This window comes from Mycolicibacter minnesotensis, from assembly GCF_010731755.1.
GTDB lineage: Bacteria > Actinomycetota > Actinomycetes > Mycobacteriales > Mycobacteriaceae > Mycobacterium > Mycobacterium minnesotense.
Map to the genome: position 1 here is coordinate 3516024 of NZ_AP022589.1, position 20660 is coordinate 3536683.

Annotated in this window: 16 protein-coding genes, 1 other RNA gene and 1 pseudogene; 15 read left to right on the top strand and 3 right to left on the bottom strand. The window is 67.3% G+C overall.

The window, feature by feature from the left end:
- The 11 genes and pseudogenes from G6N09_RS16250 to G6N09_RS16300 all read left to right on the top strand — a co-directional run bounded on the left by G6N09_RS16250 (nt 1) and on the right by G6N09_RS16300 (nt 10102).
- A complete protein-coding gene (locus G6N09_RS16250; RefSeq protein WP_407662622.1) occupies nt 1-1275 on the top strand; it encodes an MCE family protein in 1275 nt (424 codons plus the stop codon).
- Entirely contained in the window at nt 1272-2300 is a 1029-nt protein-coding gene (locus tag G6N09_RS16255) for an MCE family protein (protein ID WP_083022455.1), read from the top strand. Before G6N09_RS16250 ends, G6N09_RS16255 begins: the two co-directional genes overlap by 4 nt.
- The gene (locus G6N09_RS16260; RefSeq protein ID WP_083022456.1) at nt 2297-3565 is read left to right on the top strand and encodes an MCE family protein; all 1269 of its coding nucleotides are present in this window, start codon (nt 2297-2299) and stop codon (nt 3563-3565) included. The genes G6N09_RS16255 and G6N09_RS16260 overlap by 4 nt, the downstream gene beginning before the upstream one ends.
- A gap of 1 nt (nt 3566) precedes the next feature.
- Entirely contained in the window at nt 3567-4874 is a 1308-nt protein-coding gene (locus G6N09_RS16265) for an MCE family protein (protein ID WP_234806866.1), read from the top strand.
- Nucleotides 4871-5989, top strand: coding sequence for a virulence factor Mce family protein (locus G6N09_RS16270; RefSeq protein WP_083022457.1), 1119 nt, complete (start codon nt 4871-4873; stop codon nt 5987-5989). Before G6N09_RS16265 ends, G6N09_RS16270 begins: the two co-directional genes overlap by 4 nt.
- Nucleotide 5990: 1 nt before the next feature.
- Nucleotides 5991-7403 carry an MCE family protein gene (locus tag G6N09_RS16275; RefSeq protein WP_083022458.1) on the top strand — a complete coding sequence of 471 codons (1413 nt, stop codon included), beginning with the start codon at nt 5991-5993 and terminating at the stop codon, nt 7401-7403.
- Complete coding sequence (locus G6N09_RS16280) at nt 7370-7918, top strand: Rv1363c family protein (RefSeq protein WP_083022515.1); 549 nt, start codon at nt 7370-7372, stop codon at nt 7916-7918. The genes G6N09_RS16275 and G6N09_RS16280 overlap by 34 nt, the downstream gene beginning before the upstream one ends.
- A 12-nt stretch (nt 7919-7930) precedes the next feature.
- Nucleotides 7931-8509, top strand: a complete 579-nt coding sequence (locus G6N09_RS16285; protein ID WP_083022459.1) for an Rv1363c family protein — start codon at nt 7931-7933, stop codon at nt 8507-8509.
- Nucleotides 8510-8556: 47 nt separating this feature from the next.
- Nucleotides 8557-9003, top strand: a pseudogene (locus G6N09_RS16290) (CAP domain-containing protein); the annotation flags it as partial.
- 21 nt (nt 9004-9024) lie between these two features.
- An RNA gene (gene rnpB / locus G6N09_RS16295) (RNase P RNA component class A) lies at nt 9025-9412 on the top strand.
- Nucleotides 9413-9541: 129 nt separating this feature from the next.
- Entirely contained in the window at nt 9542-10102 is a 561-nt protein-coding gene (locus tag G6N09_RS16300; RefSeq protein WP_234806868.1) for a hypothetical protein, read from the top strand.
- Nucleotides 10103-10126: 24 nt separating this feature from the next.
- On the opposite strand, the gene G6N09_RS16305 is transcribed toward G6N09_RS16300, so the two are convergent.
- Nucleotides 10127-11581: a CYTH and CHAD domain-containing protein gene (locus G6N09_RS16305; RefSeq protein WP_275985424.1), complete on the bottom strand. Its 1455-nt coding sequence runs from the start codon at nt 11579-11581 to the stop codon at nt 10127-10129.
- Nucleotides 11582-11587: 6 nt separating this feature from the next.
- Nucleotides 11588-12427: a 3-methyl-2-oxobutanoate hydroxymethyltransferase gene (panB, locus tag G6N09_RS16310; RefSeq protein WP_083022461.1), complete on the bottom strand. Its 840-nt coding sequence runs from the start codon at nt 12425-12427 to the stop codon at nt 11588-11590.
- Nucleotides 12428-12620: 193 nt separating this feature from the next.
- Between panB and G6N09_RS16315 the strand changes: the two genes are divergently transcribed.
- From G6N09_RS16315 to G6N09_RS16330, 4 genes are read left to right on the top strand one after another with little or no spacing between them, the layout of a single operon-like run.
- Nucleotides 12621-14162 carry an alpha/beta hydrolase gene (locus G6N09_RS16315; RefSeq protein WP_083022462.1) on the top strand — a complete coding sequence of 514 codons (1542 nt, stop codon included), beginning with the start codon at nt 12621-12623 and terminating at the stop codon, nt 14160-14162.
- Between the two features lie 20 nt (nt 14163-14182).
- A complete protein-coding gene (gene glnA, locus G6N09_RS16320) occupies nt 14183-15523 on the top strand; it encodes a type I glutamate--ammonia ligase (protein WP_046189880.1) in 1341 nt (446 codons plus the stop codon).
- A gap of 10 nt (nt 15524-15533) precedes the next feature.
- Complete coding sequence (locus G6N09_RS16325) at nt 15534-18545, top strand: bifunctional [glutamine synthetase] adenylyltransferase/[glutamine synthetase]-adenylyl-L-tyrosine phosphorylase (protein WP_083022463.1); 3012 nt, start codon at nt 15534-15536, stop codon at nt 18543-18545.
- A 12-nt stretch (nt 18546-18557) separates the two neighbouring features.
- Nucleotides 18558-19205: a PaaI family thioesterase gene (locus G6N09_RS16330; RefSeq protein ID WP_083022464.1), complete on the top strand. Its 648-nt coding sequence runs from the start codon at nt 18558-18560 to the stop codon at nt 19203-19205.
- 18 nt (nt 19206-19223) lie between these two features.
- Here the strand turns inward: G6N09_RS16330 and G6N09_RS16335 are convergent, their stop codons facing one another.
- A complete protein-coding gene (locus G6N09_RS16335) occupies nt 19224-20624 on the bottom strand; it encodes a PE-PPE domain-containing protein (protein WP_083022465.1) in 1401 nt (466 codons plus the stop codon).
- Nucleotides 20625-20660: the final 36 nt, after the last annotated feature.

The following is a 20660-nucleotide window of genomic DNA, read 5'->3' on the forward strand; positions in this document are numbered from 1 at the left end:
ATGAACCTCGCCAGCCGCAACACATCTCGCCGCACCGCCATCGATCCGATCTGGTGGTCACCGGTCCTGGTCGTGGTGGTTGCTGCCCTGTGCGCCATGACCGCCCTGTTGTTCTCGGGAGCGTTTCGGGGCTACGTCCCGCTCACAGTGGTCTCGGATCGCGCCGGACTCGTCATGGAGAACGGGGCCAAGGTCAAACTGCGCGGCATCCAAGTCGGCGAGGTGCGGTCCATCGGCACCCAGCCGGGTGCCGACGACACGCGACTGGCCACCCTGGAGCTCACCATGTATCCGGGGCCTTTCCGCTACCTGCCGAGCAACGTCGAAGCCGAGATCAAGTCCACCACGGCGTTCGGTTCCAAGTACGTCGATCTCGTCATCCCCGAGAACGGGCCCAGCGACCAGCGCCTCAAGGCCGGCGCGATGCTGCGCTCCCGCAATGTGACGGTGGAAGTCAACACGGTCTTCGAGAACCTGCAGGCGGTGGTGCACGCCGTCGACCCGGCCAAGCTCAATGCCGTGCTGTCGGCGGTGGCCGAATCGGTACGCGGCAGGGGAGATGTTCTGGGCCGGGCGATCACCGGAGCCAACACCGTGCTGACGGCGGTGAACCCACGCATGCCGACCGTGCAGCGCGACTGGCAGCTGTTCGGCCAGACCACGCAGGTGTATTCGGTCGCCGCACAGAACATTCTGAACGTGCTGGACGCTACGTCCACCACCAGCACGACGGTGAGCGCACAGTCCGGGGAACTCAACGCGCTGCTGCTCGCCGCGGTGGGCTTCTCCGCGACCGGGGTGGACACCCTGGGCTCCAACCAGCCCGCACTGGTTCAGGCGCTCAACCTGATGGCCCCGACCACCGATCTGCTCCAGGAGTATTCGCCCACCTACACCTGCCTGTTCCAGGGCGCCCAGTGGTTCCTGGAGAACGGTGGTCGAGATGCCATGGGCGGCAACGGCAGATCGGTCATCATGGATGCCGCGATGCTGGCCGGCGACGACCCGTACCGGTATCCGGACAACCTGCCGCTGGTCAACGCCCGAGGCGGGCCGGGCGGGCACCCCAGCTGCGGCTCGCTGCCCGACGTGAGCAAGAACTTCCCGGTGAAGTATCTGGTCACCGACACCGGATTCGGCACCGGCCTGGACGTTCGGCCCAACCCCGGCATCGGGTTCCCGGGCTTCGCCAACTACTTCCCGGTGACCAAGCCCGATCCAGAGCCACCCCGGATCCGTTATCCCGGGCCGCCCGCGCCAGGACCGGCACCATGACCGGCAACATCGGCAGGACCCTGACCTGGGTCGTACTGTTCACGGTCACCTGCTTGGCATTCATCTTCGTTCTGGTGACCGTCTTCGGCCAGTTCCGGTTCGACTCCCGGGTCGGCTACCGGGCCGAGTTCACCAACGTGTCAGGCCTCAAGGGCGGCAACTTCGTGCGGATCGCCGGTGTCGAGATCGGCAAGGTCACGAAGATGACGCTGCGGCCCGACGGCACCGTCACGGTGGATTTCTCCATCGATCGCGGCCTCACGCTCACTGAGGGCACCCGCGCGGCGGTGCGCTACGAGAACCTCATCGGCGACCGCTACCTGTCACTGGAGCAGGGGCCCGGATCGGTACGCACACTGCAAGCCGGTCACACCATTCCGCTGACCCGAACCGAACCCGCCCTCGACGTCGACGCCCTGATCGGAGGCTTCCGGCCCCTGTTCCGCGCCCTGGATCCCGACCAGGTCAACGCGCTGAGCGGTGAACTGCTCCGGGTGTTTCAGGGTCAGGGCGGCACCATCGCCTCGGTGCTGTCGCAGACCTCAGCATTGACCACCACGCTGGCCGGGCGCGATGAACTGATCGGTCAGGTGATCACCAATCTCAACACGGTGCTGGGCACCTTCAGCGCACGTGATCACGAGTTCGGTCGGGGGCTGGATTCGCTGGCCAACCTGGTTCAGGGGCTGGCAGATCGCCGAACCGACCTCACTACCGGGGTGGCCTATATCAACGCCGCGGCCGGATCGGTCGCCGACCTGTTGACCGTCGCCCGCGAACCCATCCGCGAGGCTGTGGTGCAGACCGATCGGGTCTCCGGTCAGGTGCTGGCAGACCGCGACTATGTCGACGATCTGGTGGCGACACTGCCCGACGCCTACCAGGTGCTGGCCCGCAACGGACTCTACGGCGACTACTTCGGCTTCTACATGTGTGACCTGGTGATCAAGGTGAATGGCAAAGGCGGACAACCGCTCTACTCCAAGATCATGAACCAGACGACCGGACGGTGCGCCCCGAAATGACGAGACCGAAACTGCCGCGGCTCAACGTCACACCGCTGGCCGACCGCAGCCGGCCCGCGGTCGGCCTGACCGGCATCCTCGTACTGATCGCACTGGTGGTGGCGGTGTTCAGCTACGACAGGCTGCCGTTCATCAAGGGCACCTCCGACTATGCCGCCTACTTCACCGAGGCCGGTGGCATCAAACCCCATGCCGACGTGCGGGTCTCGGGACTCGATGTGGGCCGGGTGGCGGGCCTTGCCCTGGAGGGCAATCGAGTTCTGGTCAGGTTCACCGTCCGCAAGGGAGTCGTCCTGGGGGACAGGACCGAAGCGGCTATCAAAACCGAAACCGTTCTGGGAAACAAATTCCTGGAGCTCACCCCGCGCGGCGAAGGCCACCTCACCGGCCCGATACCGGCCGAACGGACGACCTCTCCCTATGACCTGCCCGATGCTCTGGGTGACCTGACCGCCGTCGTCAGCGGCCTGGACACCACCCAGCTCTCGGCTGCCCTGAGCACCCTGGCGGAGACGTTCAAAGACACCCCGCCGGACCTCAAGGCAGCTCTGCAGGGAGTGGCCCGATTCTCCGATACTCTCGACAAGCGCGACGCCACGCTGCGTCAGCTGCTGTCCAACGCCAACACCGTGACCGGGGTGCTGGCCCAGCGCAGTGAACAGATCGCCGGGCTGGTGGCCAACAGCAACGCCCTGCTGAGCGAGCTTTTGTCGCAACGCAATTCCGTCGACGCGCTGATGACCAACCTGACCGCGGTGTCACGACAGGTGTCGGCCCTGGTCGAGGAGAACCACCAGCAGTTGAAGCCTGCGGTGGACAAGCTCAACGGGGTGTTGGAGATCCTCGACAACCGCCGGGCTGAGCTGCAACGCACCCTCTACCTGTTTCGCCGCTACGCCATGTCCTTCGGTGAGGTGCTGGGCTCCGGACCGTTCTTCAAAGCCTCAGTGGTGAACCTGATTCCGGGCCAGCTGGCTCAGCCGGCCATTGAGGCGGCCTTCTCTGATCTGGGCCTGGACCCCAATGTGCTGTTGCCGTCGGAGTTGAACGATCCCGCGGTCGGCCAGCCGGGCACACCGCCACTGCCGATGCCGTTTCCCCGTACCGGGCAGGGCGGCGAGCCGAACCTGACCCTGCCGGACGCCATCACCGGGAAGCCCGGCGACCCGCGCTATCCCTACCGGGAGCCGCTGCCGGCACCACCACCGGGCGGGCCCCCTCCTGGGCCACCTGCGCTCGGCCCGGCAGCCAACGGGGGGAACTGACGTGGGCGTCCACTCTGTCGCGGGTGGGAACCTGTCCGCCGAACGGTTGCGGCTGCTGCGCCTGGCGACCGCAGCCGTGCTGGTGTCGACCCTGGCCACCGCACTGTTCTTGGTCGCCGGCCCACCCTGGGCGCAGCTGCGCAAGCACGTCTACACGGCTTACTTCACCAACACCAACGGCCTCTACACCGGCGACGAGATCCGGATCCTGGGGGTCGCCGTCGGGACCGTCAACCGCATCGAACCGCTGCCCGATGCCGCCAGGGTGACCTTCTCCGTCGGTGCCCAGTACCGGATTCCCGCGGATGCGCGCGCGGCGATCCTGTCGCCATCACTGGTCAGCGCGCGGGCGATCCAGCTGGTGCCGGCCTACTCCGGCGGCCCCGAACTGGCCGACGGTGCCAGCATCGGCCAGGAGCGCACCGCGGTTCCCGTCGAGTGGGACGACTTCCGTGAGCAGTTGGAGAAGCTCACCGACTCGCTGCAGCCGGCCGATGAGACCGGCCGCAGCGCGGTCGGCGACTTCGTCGCCACCGCGGCGGCCAACCTGCGCGGGCAGGGTGACACGGCACGCGAGACCGTGATCAAACTGTCGCAGGCCATGTCGGCGCTCGGTGACCACAGCACCGACATCTTCAGCACGGTCCGCAACATGCAACTGCTGGTGTCGGCCTTGACCTCCAGCAGTGATCTGCTGGCGGCATTCAACGTCAACCTCGCCGATATCACCACCGTGCTGAGCAATTCGCCCCGCGAGTTCGCCGACGCAATGACCAGCCTCGACAGTGCGGTCAAGGACCTGCGCGGCTTCATCGGCGAAAACCGCGAGGGCTTCGGCGTCACCGCTGATCATCTGGCCGCGATCACCACCGCACTCAACGAGAGCCGTGGTGACCTCAAGCAGGTGCTGCACATTGCCCCCTCGGTGTTCCAGAACTTCGTGAACATCTACCAGCCGGCCCAGAGCGCGATCACCGGGGTGATGGCACTCGGGAACTTCGCCAACACCGTCCAATTCATCTGCGGCGGAATCGAGGCGCTCGCACGGGCGAATTCGCTGCAGGCATCGAAGCTGTGCGTGCAGTACCTGGCGCCGATCATCAAGAACCGCCAGTACAACTTCCTGCCCATCGGCGGCAACCCGTTCGTCGGCACGGCCGCCCGACCCAACGAGATCACCTACAGCGAGGACCGGCTCAGGCCGGCAGCGGCACAACAACCGCCCGAGCCCGCCCCGCAGCCCGTCGACCCCGAGCTGGGTCTGCCCGGTCTGCTGTTGCCGGCGCCGCCGCCCGAGGGCAACCCGTGAAGCGCCTGATCGGTGTCGCGGTGAGCATCGCGGTGGCCTTCGGGGCCACCGGCTGCCAGTGGCGCGGCCTGAACTCACTGAGCCTGCCCGGTACCGCAAGCACCGGCGGCACCTACACGATCTCAGCGGAGTTACCCGATGTCGTGGTCATTCAGCAGAACTCCCGGGTTCGGGTCGCTGACGTCACCGTGGGCAACGTGACCAAGATCGAGGTCCAGGACTGGCATGCCCTGGTCACTATGCGCATCGACAACAGCGTGCACCTGCCGGCGAACAGCACCGCCACCGTCGGGCAGACCAGCCTGCTCGGTTCGATGCACATCGAGTTGGCGCCACCGACCGACGAGCCGCCGCGCGGCGAACTCAGCGACGGCGCGGTCATCCCGCTGTCGCGGGCGGCCACCTATCCGACCACCGAGCAGACCCTGGCCTCGGTTTCGCTGCTGCTCAACGGTGGCGGGCTGGCTCAGCTGCAGGAGATCAACCAAAGCTTCGCTCGCGCCCTGGCGGGACGCGAGAGCGATATGCGCAGTCTGCTCACGCAACTGGACACCTTCATCGCCGCGCTCAACGATCAGACCGATGACATCATCTCGGCCACCGAGAAACTCAATGGCCTCGTCGGCCAGTTCGCCCAGCAGAACCGGACCGTCGATCGGGCACTGACCACGATCCCGCAGGCGCTGACGGTGCTCGCCGAGCAACGCGCCCAGATCGCCGACGCCGCCGACGCATTCGGCAAGTTCAGTGCCATCGCCGTCTCCACCGTCCAACAGAGCAGGGAGGCGCTGGTGGCCAACCTGCGCAACATCGCACCGGTGCTGCGCTCGCTGGCCGACGCCGGTCCGGCGCTGACACAGGGCCTCGACTTCCTGTCCACCTACCCCTGGGTCAAGAGCAACATTCCCAATTGGTTCCGCGGCGACTTCGCCAACATCAGCCTGGTCGTCGACCTGACGCTGAGCCGGATCGACAGCGGCATCTTCACCGGCACACGCTGGGAAGGCAACCTCACCGAGCTGGAAATGCAGTGGGGGAGAACCGTCGGCCAGATGCCCAGCCCCTACACCGCAGGCAATCCACTGGTGGCCCCCTACCACTTCGGGGGGTACTGACGTGTTCAGGCTCTCGCGCACCGTCTGGACCCAGCTGGCGATCCTGGCCACCGTCACCCTGGTGGCCGGTGGGGTCATGGCGTTCGGATTCGTCAAGGTGCCGGCACTTTTCGGCATCGGCCGCTACACCGTCACCGTCGAACTGCCGGCCTCCGGCGGGCTGTACCCGACATCGGTGGTGACCTACCGCGGCACCGAGATCGGCCGGGTCAGCTCCATCGGCGTCGATGCCGACGGGGTGCGAGCGGTGCTCAAGCTGAACTCGTCGATCAAGGTGCCCGCCCCGGTGACAGCCGCGGTGCACAGCCGCTCGGCGATCGGTGAACAGTTTCTCGAACTGACCCCGGTCGCCGGGACCGGCGACCACCGCACGCTGCGTGCCGGAGATGTGATCCCGGTGGATAGAGTTCAGATTCCCGCCGATATCGCCCACCTGCTGGACGCCACCAACCTTGCACTGCAGGCAATTCCGCACGACGACCTACGGACCGTCGTCGATGAGGCGAACAAAGCCGTGGGCGGCCTCGGGGCCGAGCTGTCGCGGATCGTCGTCGGATCGACATCGCTGGCCATCGAGGGAGGGCAGGCCGCGCAACCGCTGGCACAGTTGATCGACGAAACCCCGCCGGTGCTGAACTCGCAAGTCCAAACGGCGGATTCGGTGGTGACCTGGGCGCAGCGGCTGGCATCGATCACCGGCCAGCTCGCCGCCGAGGACCGAGCCTTCGCCGGCCTGCTCAGCCTGGGTGCCCCGGCACTCGACGAGGCCAACGCGCTGCTGGGCCGGGTGGCGCCGGCCCTGCCGGTTTTGCTGGCCAACATGGTCAGTCTGGGGCAGATCGCGGTGACGTTCCGTCAGGGAATCGAGCAACTGCTGGTGCTCTTCCCGCAGGGCACCGCGGTGATGTCGGCCATCACCCTTGCCGATTCGGGCCTCAACACCCCGTATCGCGGCATCTATCTCGACTTCAACCTCAACATGAACTACCCGCCGCCGTGCAACACCGGATTCCTTCCAGCCCGCCAGCAGCGGGTCCCGGCCTCCGTCGACTACCCCGATCGGCCCGCCGGTGAGCTGTACTGCCGGGTGCCACAGGACTCCGACCTCAATGTGCGTGGTGCCCGCAACATTCCGTGTGAGAACAACCCCGCCAAGCGCGCCCCCACGGTCGAGATGTGCGAGAGCGACGAATGGTACGTGCCACTCAACGATGGCTACAACTGGAAGGGCGACCCCAACGCCACGGCGTCCGGTCAGGCCGTGCCGCAGGATCCGCCGGTCGCCTTCGTTCCCTATGACCCGGCCACCGGCAGCTACGTCGGACCCGATGGCCAACGGCACATCCAGGCAGACCTGGCCCCGCAGCAGAAGGAGCAGACATGGCAGACGATGCTGATGCCCCCCAACCCGTGACGCCGACCGATACACCGGCGCGACGTGGCGGGGCGACCCGCCGGGTGGTCGCGGTCGCCGTCGTGGGCTTGGCGGTGCTGGTGCTCACCGGTGCTCTGGGCTGGTTGGGCTACCGCATCCAGGCGAACCAGCAGGCCCAGCAGCAGCGCGAACAGTTCGTTCAGGTGGCGCGCCAAGCAGCGGTCAACCTGACCACGATCAGCTACGCCCAGGCCGATGCCGACGTGCAGCGCATCATCGAGGCGACCACGGGGGAGTTCCGCAACGACTTCACCCTGCGGTCCCGGCCGTTCGTCGACGTTGTCCAGCAGGCGCATTCGGAGTCCGAGGGCACCGTCACCGAGGCGGGGCTCGAATCGGTGGACGGCGACCGGGCCGAGGTGCTGCTGGCGGTCGCGGTGCGCACCACGATGGCCGGAAATGTCGTGCCGGAGCCGCGCCGCTGGCGCATGCGGATCAGCCTGCAACGCACCGACGACGGCCCCAAGGTCTCCAACATCGTCTTCATCCCGTGAACGGAGGTGGCCATGTCCATTGCGCCCACAACTGATGCACCCACCGTCGACGACGCCGTCGCCGAGGCGGTTGATCTAGGAGTAGCAGCGGTGGAACCGGACCGCCGGCCGACGCTGCTGCGTCTGGTGTTCGTGTGCCTGCTGTCTGCACTGGTTGCGGTCCTGGGGGCGGCGGCCGGTTACCTGCGCTGGCAGGACATCTCGGCGCAGGTGAGGCAGCAGGCGGCAGCCGAGTCCGTGCAGGCCGCGACCGAGGCCGCGATCGCGATGCTGACCTACCGGCCCGACAACGTCGACACCGCGTTGGCGGCCGCCGCCGACGCCATGACGGGCTCCTTTCGCGACGAGTACACCCACCTGGTCGGCAGCGTCGTGGCCCCCGGCGCCAAACAGCAGCAGATCTCGACGGTGGTCAGGGTGCCGGCGGCGGCGTCGGTGAGCGCGAACAGCCGCCACGCCGTGGTGCTGCTGTTCGTCGATCAGGCGACCACCTCGGGCAAGGGGCCGGCCACCGATACGGCCTCGAGCGTGCGGGTCAGCCTGGATAAGGTCGGCGGCCGGTGGCTGGTCTCGCAGTTCGACCCGGTGTAGGGCAGATGAGATTCGGTGTCCGCCGCGCGGTGGTGCTGCTGATCGTGATGGCGGGTGCCGTGTCGGTGCCGGTGGCCGGTGCCGACAACTCGCGCCTCAACGACAGCGTGGTGACCAACGTCTACACCATTCATCATCAGGCCGGCTGTGCGGAGAGAGTGATGGCGGATCCGCGGCTGGTGCTCGCCGCGGAGTGGCACGCCAAAGATGTTCTTGGACATCGCGATCTGGACGGCGAACTCGGCTCGGACGGCTCCACGCCGCAGACCCGCGCGCAGGCCGCCGGGTTCCCGGGGCCGGTGGCTCAGACCGTCGCGATCAACCCCGCGGTGGCCATCAGCGGCATCGAGATCCTCAACCGCTGGTACTACAACCCGACCGATTTCGCGATCATGTCGGACTGCGCCAACACCGCGATCGGGGTGTGGTCGGAGAACAGCCCGGACCGCTCGGTGGTGGTCGCCGTTTACGGTGCGGCTTCTCGGGGTTCGGCGTAGTACGGTGATCAGCGCGGACGAGTTGGCCGGGCGGCCGCGGCTCGCTTGTGGCGGGTCGAGGAAAGTCCGGACTTCACAGAGCAGGGTGATTGCTAACAGCAATCCGAGGTGACTCGCGGGACAGTGCCACAGAAAACAGACCGCCACCGCAAGGTGGTAAGGGTGAAACGGTGCGGTAAGAGCGCACCAGCGTTCCGGGTGACCGGAACGGCTTGGTAAACCCCACCCGAAGCAAGGCCAAGAAGGCCGCATTCCGGTGCGGTCGCGCAGGTGTTTGAGGGCTGCTCGCCCGAATCTGCGGGTAGGCCGCTTGAGGTACCCGGCAACGGTGTGCCCAGATGGATGGTCGCCGCCGCACCGCGCAAGTGGTGCGGAACAGAATCCGGCTTACAGGCCAACTCGTCCGCCTCGCAACGGTGACCCGTGCCCCTTCGGAGCTGTCTCGAACGGCATCGGAGTTCCCAGGCCGTTACCAGGTCCTCACACTGTCACCCAGGACTGCGCGAGGTGGGGATTACGGGTTAACTTGTCGTCCATGGCGAGCGAAGAACAGCTCCGGCAGATCGCCCGGGACGTATTCCCGGATTGGTCGCGTCCGCCGAGGATCGTGGTCGAGCAGATCGGCGAGCTGGTGAGGCGCTGGCCGGTTGAAGGTTTCGCTCGCGAGGCGCTGCCAGATCGGCAGTGCCGCCTTGTCTGGATCGACAGGCACGTGATCGGACAGCTGGATTACCTTGCGGATGCCGCGGAGGAGCAGAGTCTCGATGCGCTGATCCGGCCGCTGAATCAGGTCACTGGGGTCGATGTCAGTGCCTGCGGATCGATGGACGCTTTCGGGGAGCGAACGTACCGGCGCGCCATCCGGGTGCGCTTCGCATCGGGGAATCCGATTGTGGTCGACACGACCCAACACACGAACGACGGCCTTCGCGGCAATGCCGACCGGTTCATCGATCGGGTACTTGACGCACTGGCGGGCGCAGCCCCAGGGGACAAGGCGCCTTCGCCGGCTAATGGCAGCACGCCGCCCAGCGCCCGCAGTACGGCGCCGTCATCGAGCCTTAGTGAACAGCCCCGGCCCATGGGGCGGTTCTGAGTATCGGCTCTCCAACGTCGAGCCTTACCGAACCGCCCGGTCGAGCTTGCGCAGTGCCGGCCGCAATTCCGCCCGGCACCGCGCGGCAAGGTCGGCCTCGCGGGCATACAGCAACCCGTAGGTGAAGGTGTCCTCCCCGGCGGCCGTCGCGGCATTGGCCTGGGTAAGCAGGTGCGCCCGGCTGACCACGCTGTCCTGGTGATCGCCCAGCAACGTCTGAATCGCTTTGGCTCGCCGGGCGACCTTCGTCTTGTTCGCCGCCGACGCGGCGTAACGCAGTCGCTTGGCAGCCTTACGAATCCGGTGCAGGGCGGCGTCGCGGTCGGCGGCCTTCTTGGCGGCCTTCACCGCCTTCCGTAACCGCCGATAGGCGCTGCCCACGGGCGCCGACCGCTCGGAATCCGGCGCGCTGATCAGCTCATCGAGACCGTCGAGCAGGCGGAAGTACCGCGGTGAGCGCATCGCGGCCAGGCTGCGCCGGCGCCCGGTGTCATAGCGGCGCAGCGAACCGTCGACCAGCCGTTCGCGCACCGGCCCGCGGACCAGCTCGGGCGCCAGCTCATCGAGCGCCTGCTGATAACGCTGGGCCAAGACCTCGGCGTCGCGTGCCACACCCAGCACTGCACCCAATTCCTTCAGCTCACCCAGCAGTGCGGCGTGCGCGGCTTCTTCACCGTGCAACAGGCTGCGGAGCCGGCGGATGGTCACCCGCATCTGGTGAACCGCGTCGTCGGCGTCGGCGCGCACCGCGCGGTCCCAGACCAGCAGTTGCTCGATCTGGTCGGCCACCGCACGATGCAGGCGGTCGGTGGGGTGGGTGGCCAGCTGCGGTGTGCCGAGCACCTTGGCCAGTTTGGAGCCGTGGCCGGCCGGCGTGGCGCCGGTGTCGACCAGTCGGTTGCCCAGCCGGTCCAGCAGCTTGAGGTCCCCGCAGCCCAGTTCCAGTTCCCATTCCCGCCAGCGCTGTTCGGCTGGTGTGGGCGCGGCGCCTTCGGCCGACGCGGTGACCTGGTCGTCGCAGAATTCGGCCAACACCTCGCCGTGACCGTCGCGCAGCACCACCACCTCGCGGGCGGTGCGGATCTGGGCGACGGGTGCCAGCGCCCGATCGCGCACGATCGCCATGACCACGTCGAGAAGTTCGCCCGGAATATCTGGGCCCAGGGGAGCGCGTACCTCGGTGCGGGTGTCCGGTCCGGCAGGCAGCTTCAGGTGCCAGCCGGCATCGGGACCTCCCGTGCGCCGACGCAAGGTGATCTTGTGGGCCGCCAGGTCATGGCCCGCAGTGTCGAAGTACACCGCCGCCAGGTCCTGTGCCGGCAATCGTTCGACTCGAGCGACCCCGGCGATGCCGTCGAAGGACGGCGAGATCGCCGATGCGTCAACGTCGAACTTGCGCTCCACCTCGCGATACCGCGAGGCTTTCGGGCTGGCTGCGGACACGGTGTCCAGCTTTTCACATCCGGGCCGCCCGGACATGGCGTTCTAGAAGCAGTGCTCCTCGGCCGGGAAGGTTCCCGACGCTACCTCGTCGGCGTACTGTGTTGCCGCGCGGCGCAATTCAGCACCCACCTCGCCGAAGCGCTTGACGAACCGGGCGGTCTTACCGGTGGTCATTCCGGCCATGTCCTGCCACACCAGAACTTGCGCGTCGCAGTTGGGTCCGGCGCCGATCCCGACGGTGGGGATGGTCAGCTTGCCGGTGATCTGGGTCGCCAGCTCCGCGGGAACCATCTCCATCACCACCGCGAAAGCACCGGCTTCGGCCACCGCGATCGCGTCGTGAATGGTCTGCTCGGCGGCGTCGCCGCGTCCCTGCACCCGGAAACCGCCCAGGGTGTTCACGCTCTGCGGGGTGAACCCGATGTGTGCCATCACTGGGATTCCGGCCGCCGACAGCGTGGCGATCTGGTCGGCCACCCGCTCGCCGCCTTCCAACTTGACCGCGTGCGCGCCGCCCTCCTTCATAAACCGCGTGGCCGTCGCCAGTGCCGCGGCCGGCCCACCCTCATAGGAGCCGAACGGCAGGTCGGCCACCACCAGCGCATGCGGGGCGCCGCGTACCACCGCGCGGACCAGCGGGATCAGCTCGTCGATCGTGATCGGAACGGTGCTGTCATAGCCGTAGACCACATTGGCCGCGGAGTCCCCGACCAACAGCACCGGGATGCCGGCGTCGTCGAAGATGCGTGCGGAGGAGTAGTCGTAGGCCGTCAGCATTCCCCACTTGCGGCCTTCGCTCTTCATCTGCTGCAGATGATGGACGCGGGTCTGCGGTGCAATGCGGACTGGGTCAGGAGAAGCGCCATAAACGTGCTCAGACATCGTTGTCCCTCGATGTGGTCGGGTCGATCCTCGAAGCCCTTAACCGGGTCCCCGGGTCGTCTGACCCAATCAGTCTGCCACTTGCCACGGCGCAGCTGAACCAGAAGGTGGAGTGGATTTCCTCACACCGTCAACGCGCTGAGCGCACCGGGTGCCCGGGCTTGCTCGGGCGTGCATGGCAGCATGTGGTGTCATGAGCTCGCCGACCCGCCGCGACAGGACCACACGCACCGCCCTGACCTGCCTCGCGATCGCCATGGTGTCGCTCTCCGTCGGCAGCTGTACCCGAATGACCCCTGGTCAGCCGGTGATGGCCGTGCCGCAACTCGGTCAGCCGGTCCAATGGGACAAGTGCCGATTCACCGCCGACACCAACATCAAGGTGCCCGCCGACGCCCAGTGCGGCTTCATCGGCGTACCGGTCGACTACGCCAAACCGCAGGGCGACCTGGCCCGGCTGGCCATGATCCGATTCCCGGCGACCAAGAACAAGATCGGTTCGCTGGTGATCAACCCGGGCGGCCCGGGCGAATCCGGGATCGAGACCGCGGTGGGTCTGGTCAGCTCGCTGCCGCGGCAGGTGCGCGAGCAGTTCGACCTGGTCGGATTCGACCCGCGTGGGGTGGCCTCGTCAAGGCCCGCGGTGTGGTGCAACTCCGACGAGGAGAACGACCGGCTGCGGGCCCTCGACCAGGTCGACTACAGCCCCGCAGGTGTGGAACGCATCGAGAACGAGACCAAGGAGTACGTCGAGCGCTGCCTGGACAAGACCGGCAAGGAGTTTCTGGCCAACGTCGGCACCGTCAACGTGGCCCGCGACCTCGACGCGATCCGCGAGGGGCTCGGCGACGACAAGCTGACCTACCTCGGCTACTCCTACGGCACCCGGATCGGCTCGGCCTACGCCGAGGCCTACCCGCAGAACGTGCGCGCGATGATCCTCGACGGCGCCGTGGACCCCGACGCCGACCCGATCGAGGAGGACCTGCGGCAGGCCGAGGCCTTCCAGGGTGCCTTCGACGACTTCGCCGCGGACTGTGCCAAAGATGCCGACTGCCCGCTGGGCACCGACCCGGCCAAGGCCGTCGACACCTACCACAGCCTGGTCGATCCGTTGGTGGGCAAGCCTGCCAAGACCAAGGATCCGCGGGGCCTGAGCTATAGCGACGCGATCGTCGGCACCATCATGGCGCTGTACTCGCCGACGTTCTGGACGCATCTCAACGACGGGCTGTCCGATCTGGCCGCCGGCCGCGGCGACATCATGCTGAGTCTGGCCGACCTCTACATGCGCCGTGACTCCAGCGGCCACTACACCAACGCCACCGACGCGCGCGTCGCGGTGAACTGCGTCGATCAGCCGCCGATCACCGACCGCGCCAAGGTGATCGAGGAAGACAAGCGCTCACGCGAGGTGGCGCCGTTCATGAGCTACGGCAAGTTCACCGGCGACGCCCCCCTGGGCACCTGCGCCTTCTGGCCGGTCCCCCCGACCAGCGAGCCCCACGCCATCTCGGTTCCGGACCTGCCGCCGACGCTGGTGGTCTCCACCACCCGTGACCCGGCCACCCCGTATCAGGCCGGTGTGGACCTGGCCAAGCAGCTCGGCGGCGGGTTGCTGACCTTCAACGGAACCCAGCACACAGTGGTATTCCAGGGCAACGAATGCGTGGATCGGATCGCCGCGCGGTACCTGGTCGACGGCACGCTGCCGCCAACCGCTGCGAAGTGCTGAGCGCTGATACGCTTCGCGGTATGGACCGTCAGAAGGAGTTTGTGCTCCGCACGCTGGAGGAACGCGACATCCGTTTCGTCCGGCTCTGGTTCACCGACGTACTCGGTTATCTGAAGTCGGTGGCGATCGCCCCGGCCGAACTCGAGGGCGCCTTCGATGAGGGCGTCGGCTTCGATGGTTCGGCCATTGAGGGCTTTGCCCGGGTCTTCGAATCCGACATGGTCGCCCATCCCGATCCCTCCACGTTCCAGCTGCTGCCGTGGACCTCGGACTCGGGCCGGCAGTACTCCGCGCGGATGTTCTGCGACATCACCATGCCGGACGGATCCCCGGCATGGGCGTCCTCGCGCCACGTGTTGCGCCGGCAGCTGGGCAAGGCCGCGGAGATGGGTTTCGCCTGCTACGTGCACCCGGAGATCGAGTTCTTCCTGCTCGAACCCGGTCCTTACGACGGCAGCACCCCGGTTCCCGCGGACGACGCGGGCTACTTTGACCAGTCGATCCACGGCTCGGCCGCCAACTTCCGCCGGCACGCGATCGACGCGCTGGAGTCGATGGGCATCTCGGTGGAATACAGCCACCACGAGAACGCCCCGGGCCAGCAGGAGATCGACCTGCGCTACGCCGACGCGCTGTCGATGGCCGACAACGTGATGACGTTCCGCTACTTGATCAAAGAGATCGCCCTCAAAGAAGGCGTCCGGGCGTCGTTCATGCCCAAGCCGTTCCGTGAGCACGCCGGTTCGGCCATGCACACCCATCTGAGCTTGTTCGAGGGCGAGGTCAACGCTTTCCACAGCCCGGATGACCCGCTGCAGCTGTCGGACACCGCCAAGTCGTTCATCGCCGGAATTCTTGAGCACGCCAACGAGATCAGCGCCGTCACCAACCAGTGGGTCAACTCCTACAAGCGCCTGATCCACGGTGGGGAAGCTCCCACCGCGGCCTCGTGGGGTGCCTCCAACCGCTCCGCACTGGTGCGGGTGCCGATGTACAGTCCGCACAAGACCTCCTCGCGGCGCATCGAGGTGCGCAGCCCGGACTCGGCGTGCAATCCCTACCTGGCCTTCGCGGTGCTGTTGGCGGCCGGGCTGCGCGGGATCGAGCAGGGCTACGAGCTGGGCCCGGAGGCCGAGGACAATGTCTGGGCGCTGACTCCCGAAGAGCGCAGGGCGATGGGCTACAAGGAGCTGCCAGGCACCCTGGAGCGCGCCCTGAGCGAGATGGAGAACTCCGAGCTGGTCGCGGAGGCGTTGGGGGAGGAGGTCTTCGACTTCTTCCTGCGCAACAAGCGCCAGGAGTGGGCGAACTACCGCAGCCACGTGACCCCTTACGAACTGCAGAACTACCTGGCGCTGTAGGCCCTATTTCGTGTCGTATCCCGGATCTCAGCGCCGAAAGCTGCCCAGCGTAGGGCGCCTCGGTCTGGTAGACCGGTACGCCGAAGCGGATTTGACCGCACTGGGCTGGTACAGCGCCTACACCCAACCGCACGTCGACGTGCTCTGGGCACTGTCGCGGGCTCCCGACGCCGACGCGGCACTGCGCACGCTGGTTCGGCTTTCCGAAGCCCCGGGCATCGACTGGCCTGAGCTGAGCGCGGCACTCATGGCCGACCGGGGCCTGCGAGGGCGCCTGTTCGCGACACTGGGATCCTCTCTGGCACTGGGAGATCACCTGATCGCCCACCCGGAATCCTGGAAGCTGTTGGCCAGTCCGAAGGACTCCGGGGACTACACGATCGCGCTGCCCTCGGCAGCGGAGTTGCGTGCGATCCTCGCCGACGGCGTCGCCGCCGTCACCGACGGCGCCTACGTGGAGCGCCTGCGGTCGCTGTACCGCGATCGGCTGCTGGTGCTGGCGTCGATCGACCTGGCGCCGACCGTCGAGAACCTGCCGGTACTGCCTTTCGTGGCGGTTGGTGAGCACCTGGCGGACCTGGCTGACGCCGCGCTGGCGGCCGCTCTGCGAGTCGCCGAAATCCGGGTGTGTGGCAGCGATGCCACCCCGCCCCGGATCGCCGTGATCGCCATGGGCAAATGCGGTGCGCGCGAACTCAACTACGTCAGCGACGTCGACGTCATCTTCGTGGCCGAAGAAGCCGACGCGGTGAGCACCCGGGTAGCCGGTGAGCTGATGCGGGTGGCCGGTGAGGCCTTCTTCGAAGTCGATGCGGGGTTGCGGCCCGAAGGTCGGCACGGTGCGCTGGTGCGGTCGTTGGAATCGCACATCGTCTACTACCAGCGGTGGGCCAAGACGTGGGAATTCCAGGCCCTGTTGAAGGCGCGCGCGGCGGTGGGAGACGCCGAGTTGGGCCGGGCGTATATCGACGCGATGTTGCCGATGGTCTGGACCGCTTGCGAGCGTGAGGACTTCGTCGTCGATGTGCAGGCGATGCGTCGCCGCGTCGCGCAATTGGTACCCGCCGACATCCGATCCCGCGAGCTCAAGCTCGGCTCGGGAGGACTGCGCGATGTGGAGTTCGCCGTGCAGCTGCTCCAGTTGGTGCACGGCCGCGGCGACGAGACGTTGCACGTGGCATCCACCGTCGATGCGCTGGCGGCCTTGGGAGCCGGCGGCTACGTAGGCCGTGATGATGCGGCCAACCTGACCGCCTCCTACGAGTTCCTGCGGCTGTTGGAACACCGGCTGCAGCTGCAGCGGCTCAAGCGCACCCACATGCTGCCGCCCCCCTACGACGACGAGGCGCTGCGCTGGCTGGCTCGCGCCGCTCACGTCCGGCCCGACGGCCGCCATGACGCCCTGGGCGTGCTTCGTGAAGAGCTCAAGGCACAGAACAGGCGGGTGTCGCGCCTGCACGCCAAGCTCTTCTATCAGCCGCTGCTGGAGGCGGTCGGTCCGGCGGGACTGGAGATGGCCGGCGGGCTCACCCCGGGTGCCGCGGAGCGGCAGCTGGCGGCACTGGGTTACGAGGCGCCGCACAACGCCCTGACGCACCTGGGGGCGTTGACCAACCAAAGTGGGCGCCGCGGCCGGGTGCAGGCGGTGCTGTTGCCCAAGCTGCTGTACTGGTTGTCGGGCACGCCCAACCCCGACGCGGGTCTGTTGGCCTATCGGCGGCTCAGTGAATCGATGGCCCAAAATCGCTGGTATCTCAGCACTCTGCGTGACAGCAGCGCGGTGGCCAAGCGGTTGATGCGGGTGCTGGGTACCTCGGCCTATATCCCGGAACTGCTGATGCGTTCACCGGATGTCATCCAGGCCTACGGCGACGGACCGTCTGGTCCAAAGTTGCTCGACACCGGACCGGAGGCGGTGTCGCGGGCGCTGATCTCCTCGGCGGGCCGTCATCCCGATCCGGTGCGTGCGATCGCGTCGGCCCGCAGCCTGCGTCGCCACGAGCTGGCCCGCATTGCCTCGGCCGACCTGCTGGGCATGCTGGACGTGACCGATGTCTGCCGGGCGCTGACCGCGGTGTGGGTGGCGGTGCTGCAGGCCGCCCTGGAGGCGATCATTCGGGTCAACCTGGCCGGCGACGAGGTGAAGGAACCCCCGGCGCGGATCGCGGTGATCGGCATGGGCCGGCTGGGCGGACGGGAATTGGGCTACGGCTCGGACGCCGACGTGATGTTCGTGTGCGAGGTCAACGAGAAGGCGGCCGGGGTCAGCGATGCCGACGCGGTGCGCTGGGCCACGTCGATCGCCGAGCAGGTCCGGGCGCTGCTGGGGACCGCCAGCAACGACCCTCCGTTGCAGGTCGACATCAACCTGCGCCCCGAGGGCCGCAACGGCCCGCCGGTGCGCACGCTGGCGTCTTACGAGGCCTACTACGCCCAGTGGGCGCAGCCCTGGGAGATCCAGGCGTTGCTGCGGGCGCACAGCGTGGCCGGCGATCCCGAATTGGGCGAACGGTTCCTGCGGATGGTCGACGCCACCCGCTATCCACCCGGCGGGGTGTCCGCTGATGCGGTCCGGGAGATCCGCCGAATCAAGGCACGCGTCGACGCCGAGCGGTTGCCGCGCGGCGCCGATCCCAATACCCACACCAAGCTGGGACGCGGTGGGCTGGCCGACGTCGAATGGACCGTGCAGCTGCTGCAGTTGCGTCACGCCCACGAGGTTCCCGAGCTGCACAACACCTCGACGCTGGAAACCCTGGACGCCATCGCCGCCGCCGGACTGCTCGCGCACGACGACGTGGACCGGCTCAGGCAGGCCTGGCTGCTGGCCACCCGCGCTCGTAATGCACTGGTGCTGGTCCGCGGCAAGCCCACCGACCAGCTGCCCGGGCCGGGGCGCGCACTCAATGCGGTCGCGGTGGCCGCCGGCTGGCCCGGCGGCGATGGCGGGGAGTTCCTGGACAACTACCTGCGTGTGACACGACGCGCAAAAATCGTGACACGCAAGGTATTCGGAGACTGAAGGAGAGACACGGTGGTGGATTTCAGGGCCCGCTCGGACGTGCCGACGATCAGCGTCGACGAGAGTGGGCGGCTGTTGGAGCGTTACGGGCCGTTGGCACAAGCGGTGCGCGACCTGATCGACGCCACCATCCGCACCCAGGCTGACGACGACACGGCCCGGGAGGTCACCGCGCAGGTGCAGGCATTGACCGCCCGGCTCAGTGCCGACGACCTCAGTGACTCGCCGGGCCTGCGCTATGTGGTCGACGGTAGGCCGCTGGCGTGGGGCAACGCCGTGGTGGGACTGCGTAACCCGGTAGCCCCGCCGCTGGTGATCCAGCACGGGGAGAACGGGCATTGCTGGAGCGATTTTCACCTGGGCGCGGCGTACGAGGGCCCGCCGTCACTGGTACACGGCGGGGTCAGCGCGCTGGTCCTCGACCATGTACTCGGTGAGGCGGCCAGCGACGGCCTGACCAAGCCGCTCTACACCGGCACGATCACGGTGAAGTACCTGCGCGGAACGCCCCTGGGACCGTTGCGGGCCGAGGCCACGATCTACCGCAAAGAAGGCGTCAAAACCTATGTCCGCGGACATATCTCGGACGCCTCGGGAGTCACCGTCGAGGCCGACGGGGTGTTCATCACTCCGTCGTGGGCGCGCGACGAGCTGGAGTGACGAACAGTCGCCCCGCCGCTACAGCGACATCAGGGCCGACAGCACGCTCAGCGCGCCGATCCCGATCCCGGCGGTAACGAGCCCCGTGTCGGCGGCCAGCGGCATCATGAGCGCGCCGAGCGGGTCACCGGAGGCGAGCTCCTGCGCGAACAGGCTGACGTTGTAGGCCGGCAGGGTGGTGAGCATGGCGTTGACCAGGTCGGTGATCGGCAGCAACGTCGAGTACAGGGTGGACAGGTCCGCGGAGAACGCGTTCACCCCGTTGGACAAGGTGTCCAGCACGGCTGCGCTGTTCGCCAGAGCCTCGGGCAGGCTGGGCAGTGAACCCAGATCGTTGATGAAGTCGTTCCAGCCCTGCTCGACGCCATTGCCCAACGCCGTAAGGACGTCGCCCAGATCGATGTTCGTCGGGAACAGCCCGAAGGGCGTGGACAGGTCGGCCGGTCCCGGATCCCAACCATTCTCGATACTGCCGTAGCCCAGGTTGATCAGCACACGCAACGCCGGCTGCATCAGGTCCGCCAGCGGGTCACCGAGGAAGGGAACGGCCCGCAACAACTCCAACAGCGGCAGGTTCTCGGTCGGAATCATGAAGTAGTCGGTGTTTCCGGCGTAGCCGTCCGAGACCGGCAGCAGAACAGACTGGGCGATCTGTTCGTCGGTGAGGTAGGGGATTGTGCCGTGCACAAAGGCGATACCCAAGACCGCGTTGAGATCGGCGAGGAAGTTGAGCGGGTAGCGGGGGAAGTCCGAAAATCCGTCGTACTCCATGTTGTAGATGGCCGTGTCCCACGGCGTTTCTGACGGGGTGGCTCCGCTGAAGGTGACCCCGATGCTCGGAATGCTCAGTTCCGGCAGGCTGGGGTCGCCGAAACGCGAGAGCAGACCACCGTTGGGGTTGCTGGGGTCGACCAACAGGACGAACGACAGCTGATCGGACGTGGGGATCTGGTCTGCTGGGAGTGCCAGCAGGTTACGCATTTCCAGGGAGGCGATCGTGGAACTCTGGGAGCCGCCCACCACCACCAGGTCACGGCCCAGCGCGAGCCGCTCCTTGATGGTGTGGTCCAGGATTTGTACGCCTTGGGCCAGGGACTGGTCCAATACCAGCGACTTGACGCCGGTCAGCGGGTACAGGCCTTCCGGGGTGAACAGGGGATGCACCGAGTCGACCGGGAAGATCGGCTGGCCGGGGAACAGCGGCGACGCCGGCATGATGTAGCGCTCGCCGATGGCGTCGATGAGCGCCTGGGAGGGGATCGGGGTGCCGCTGCCGCCCATGCCCCAACCCTCGGTGTCGAGCAGGACCACCTGTGCGGAGACCGACTTCGGCGCCTGCGCCACAACACTTGCGGGCGGGACGAGACCGGCGATCAACAGTGGCGCGAAGGCTAAGGGGAGCAACCTGCGGTCAGTCATGGCCGGTCCTTTCCTCACGGGATCCCAGCCCTTTAT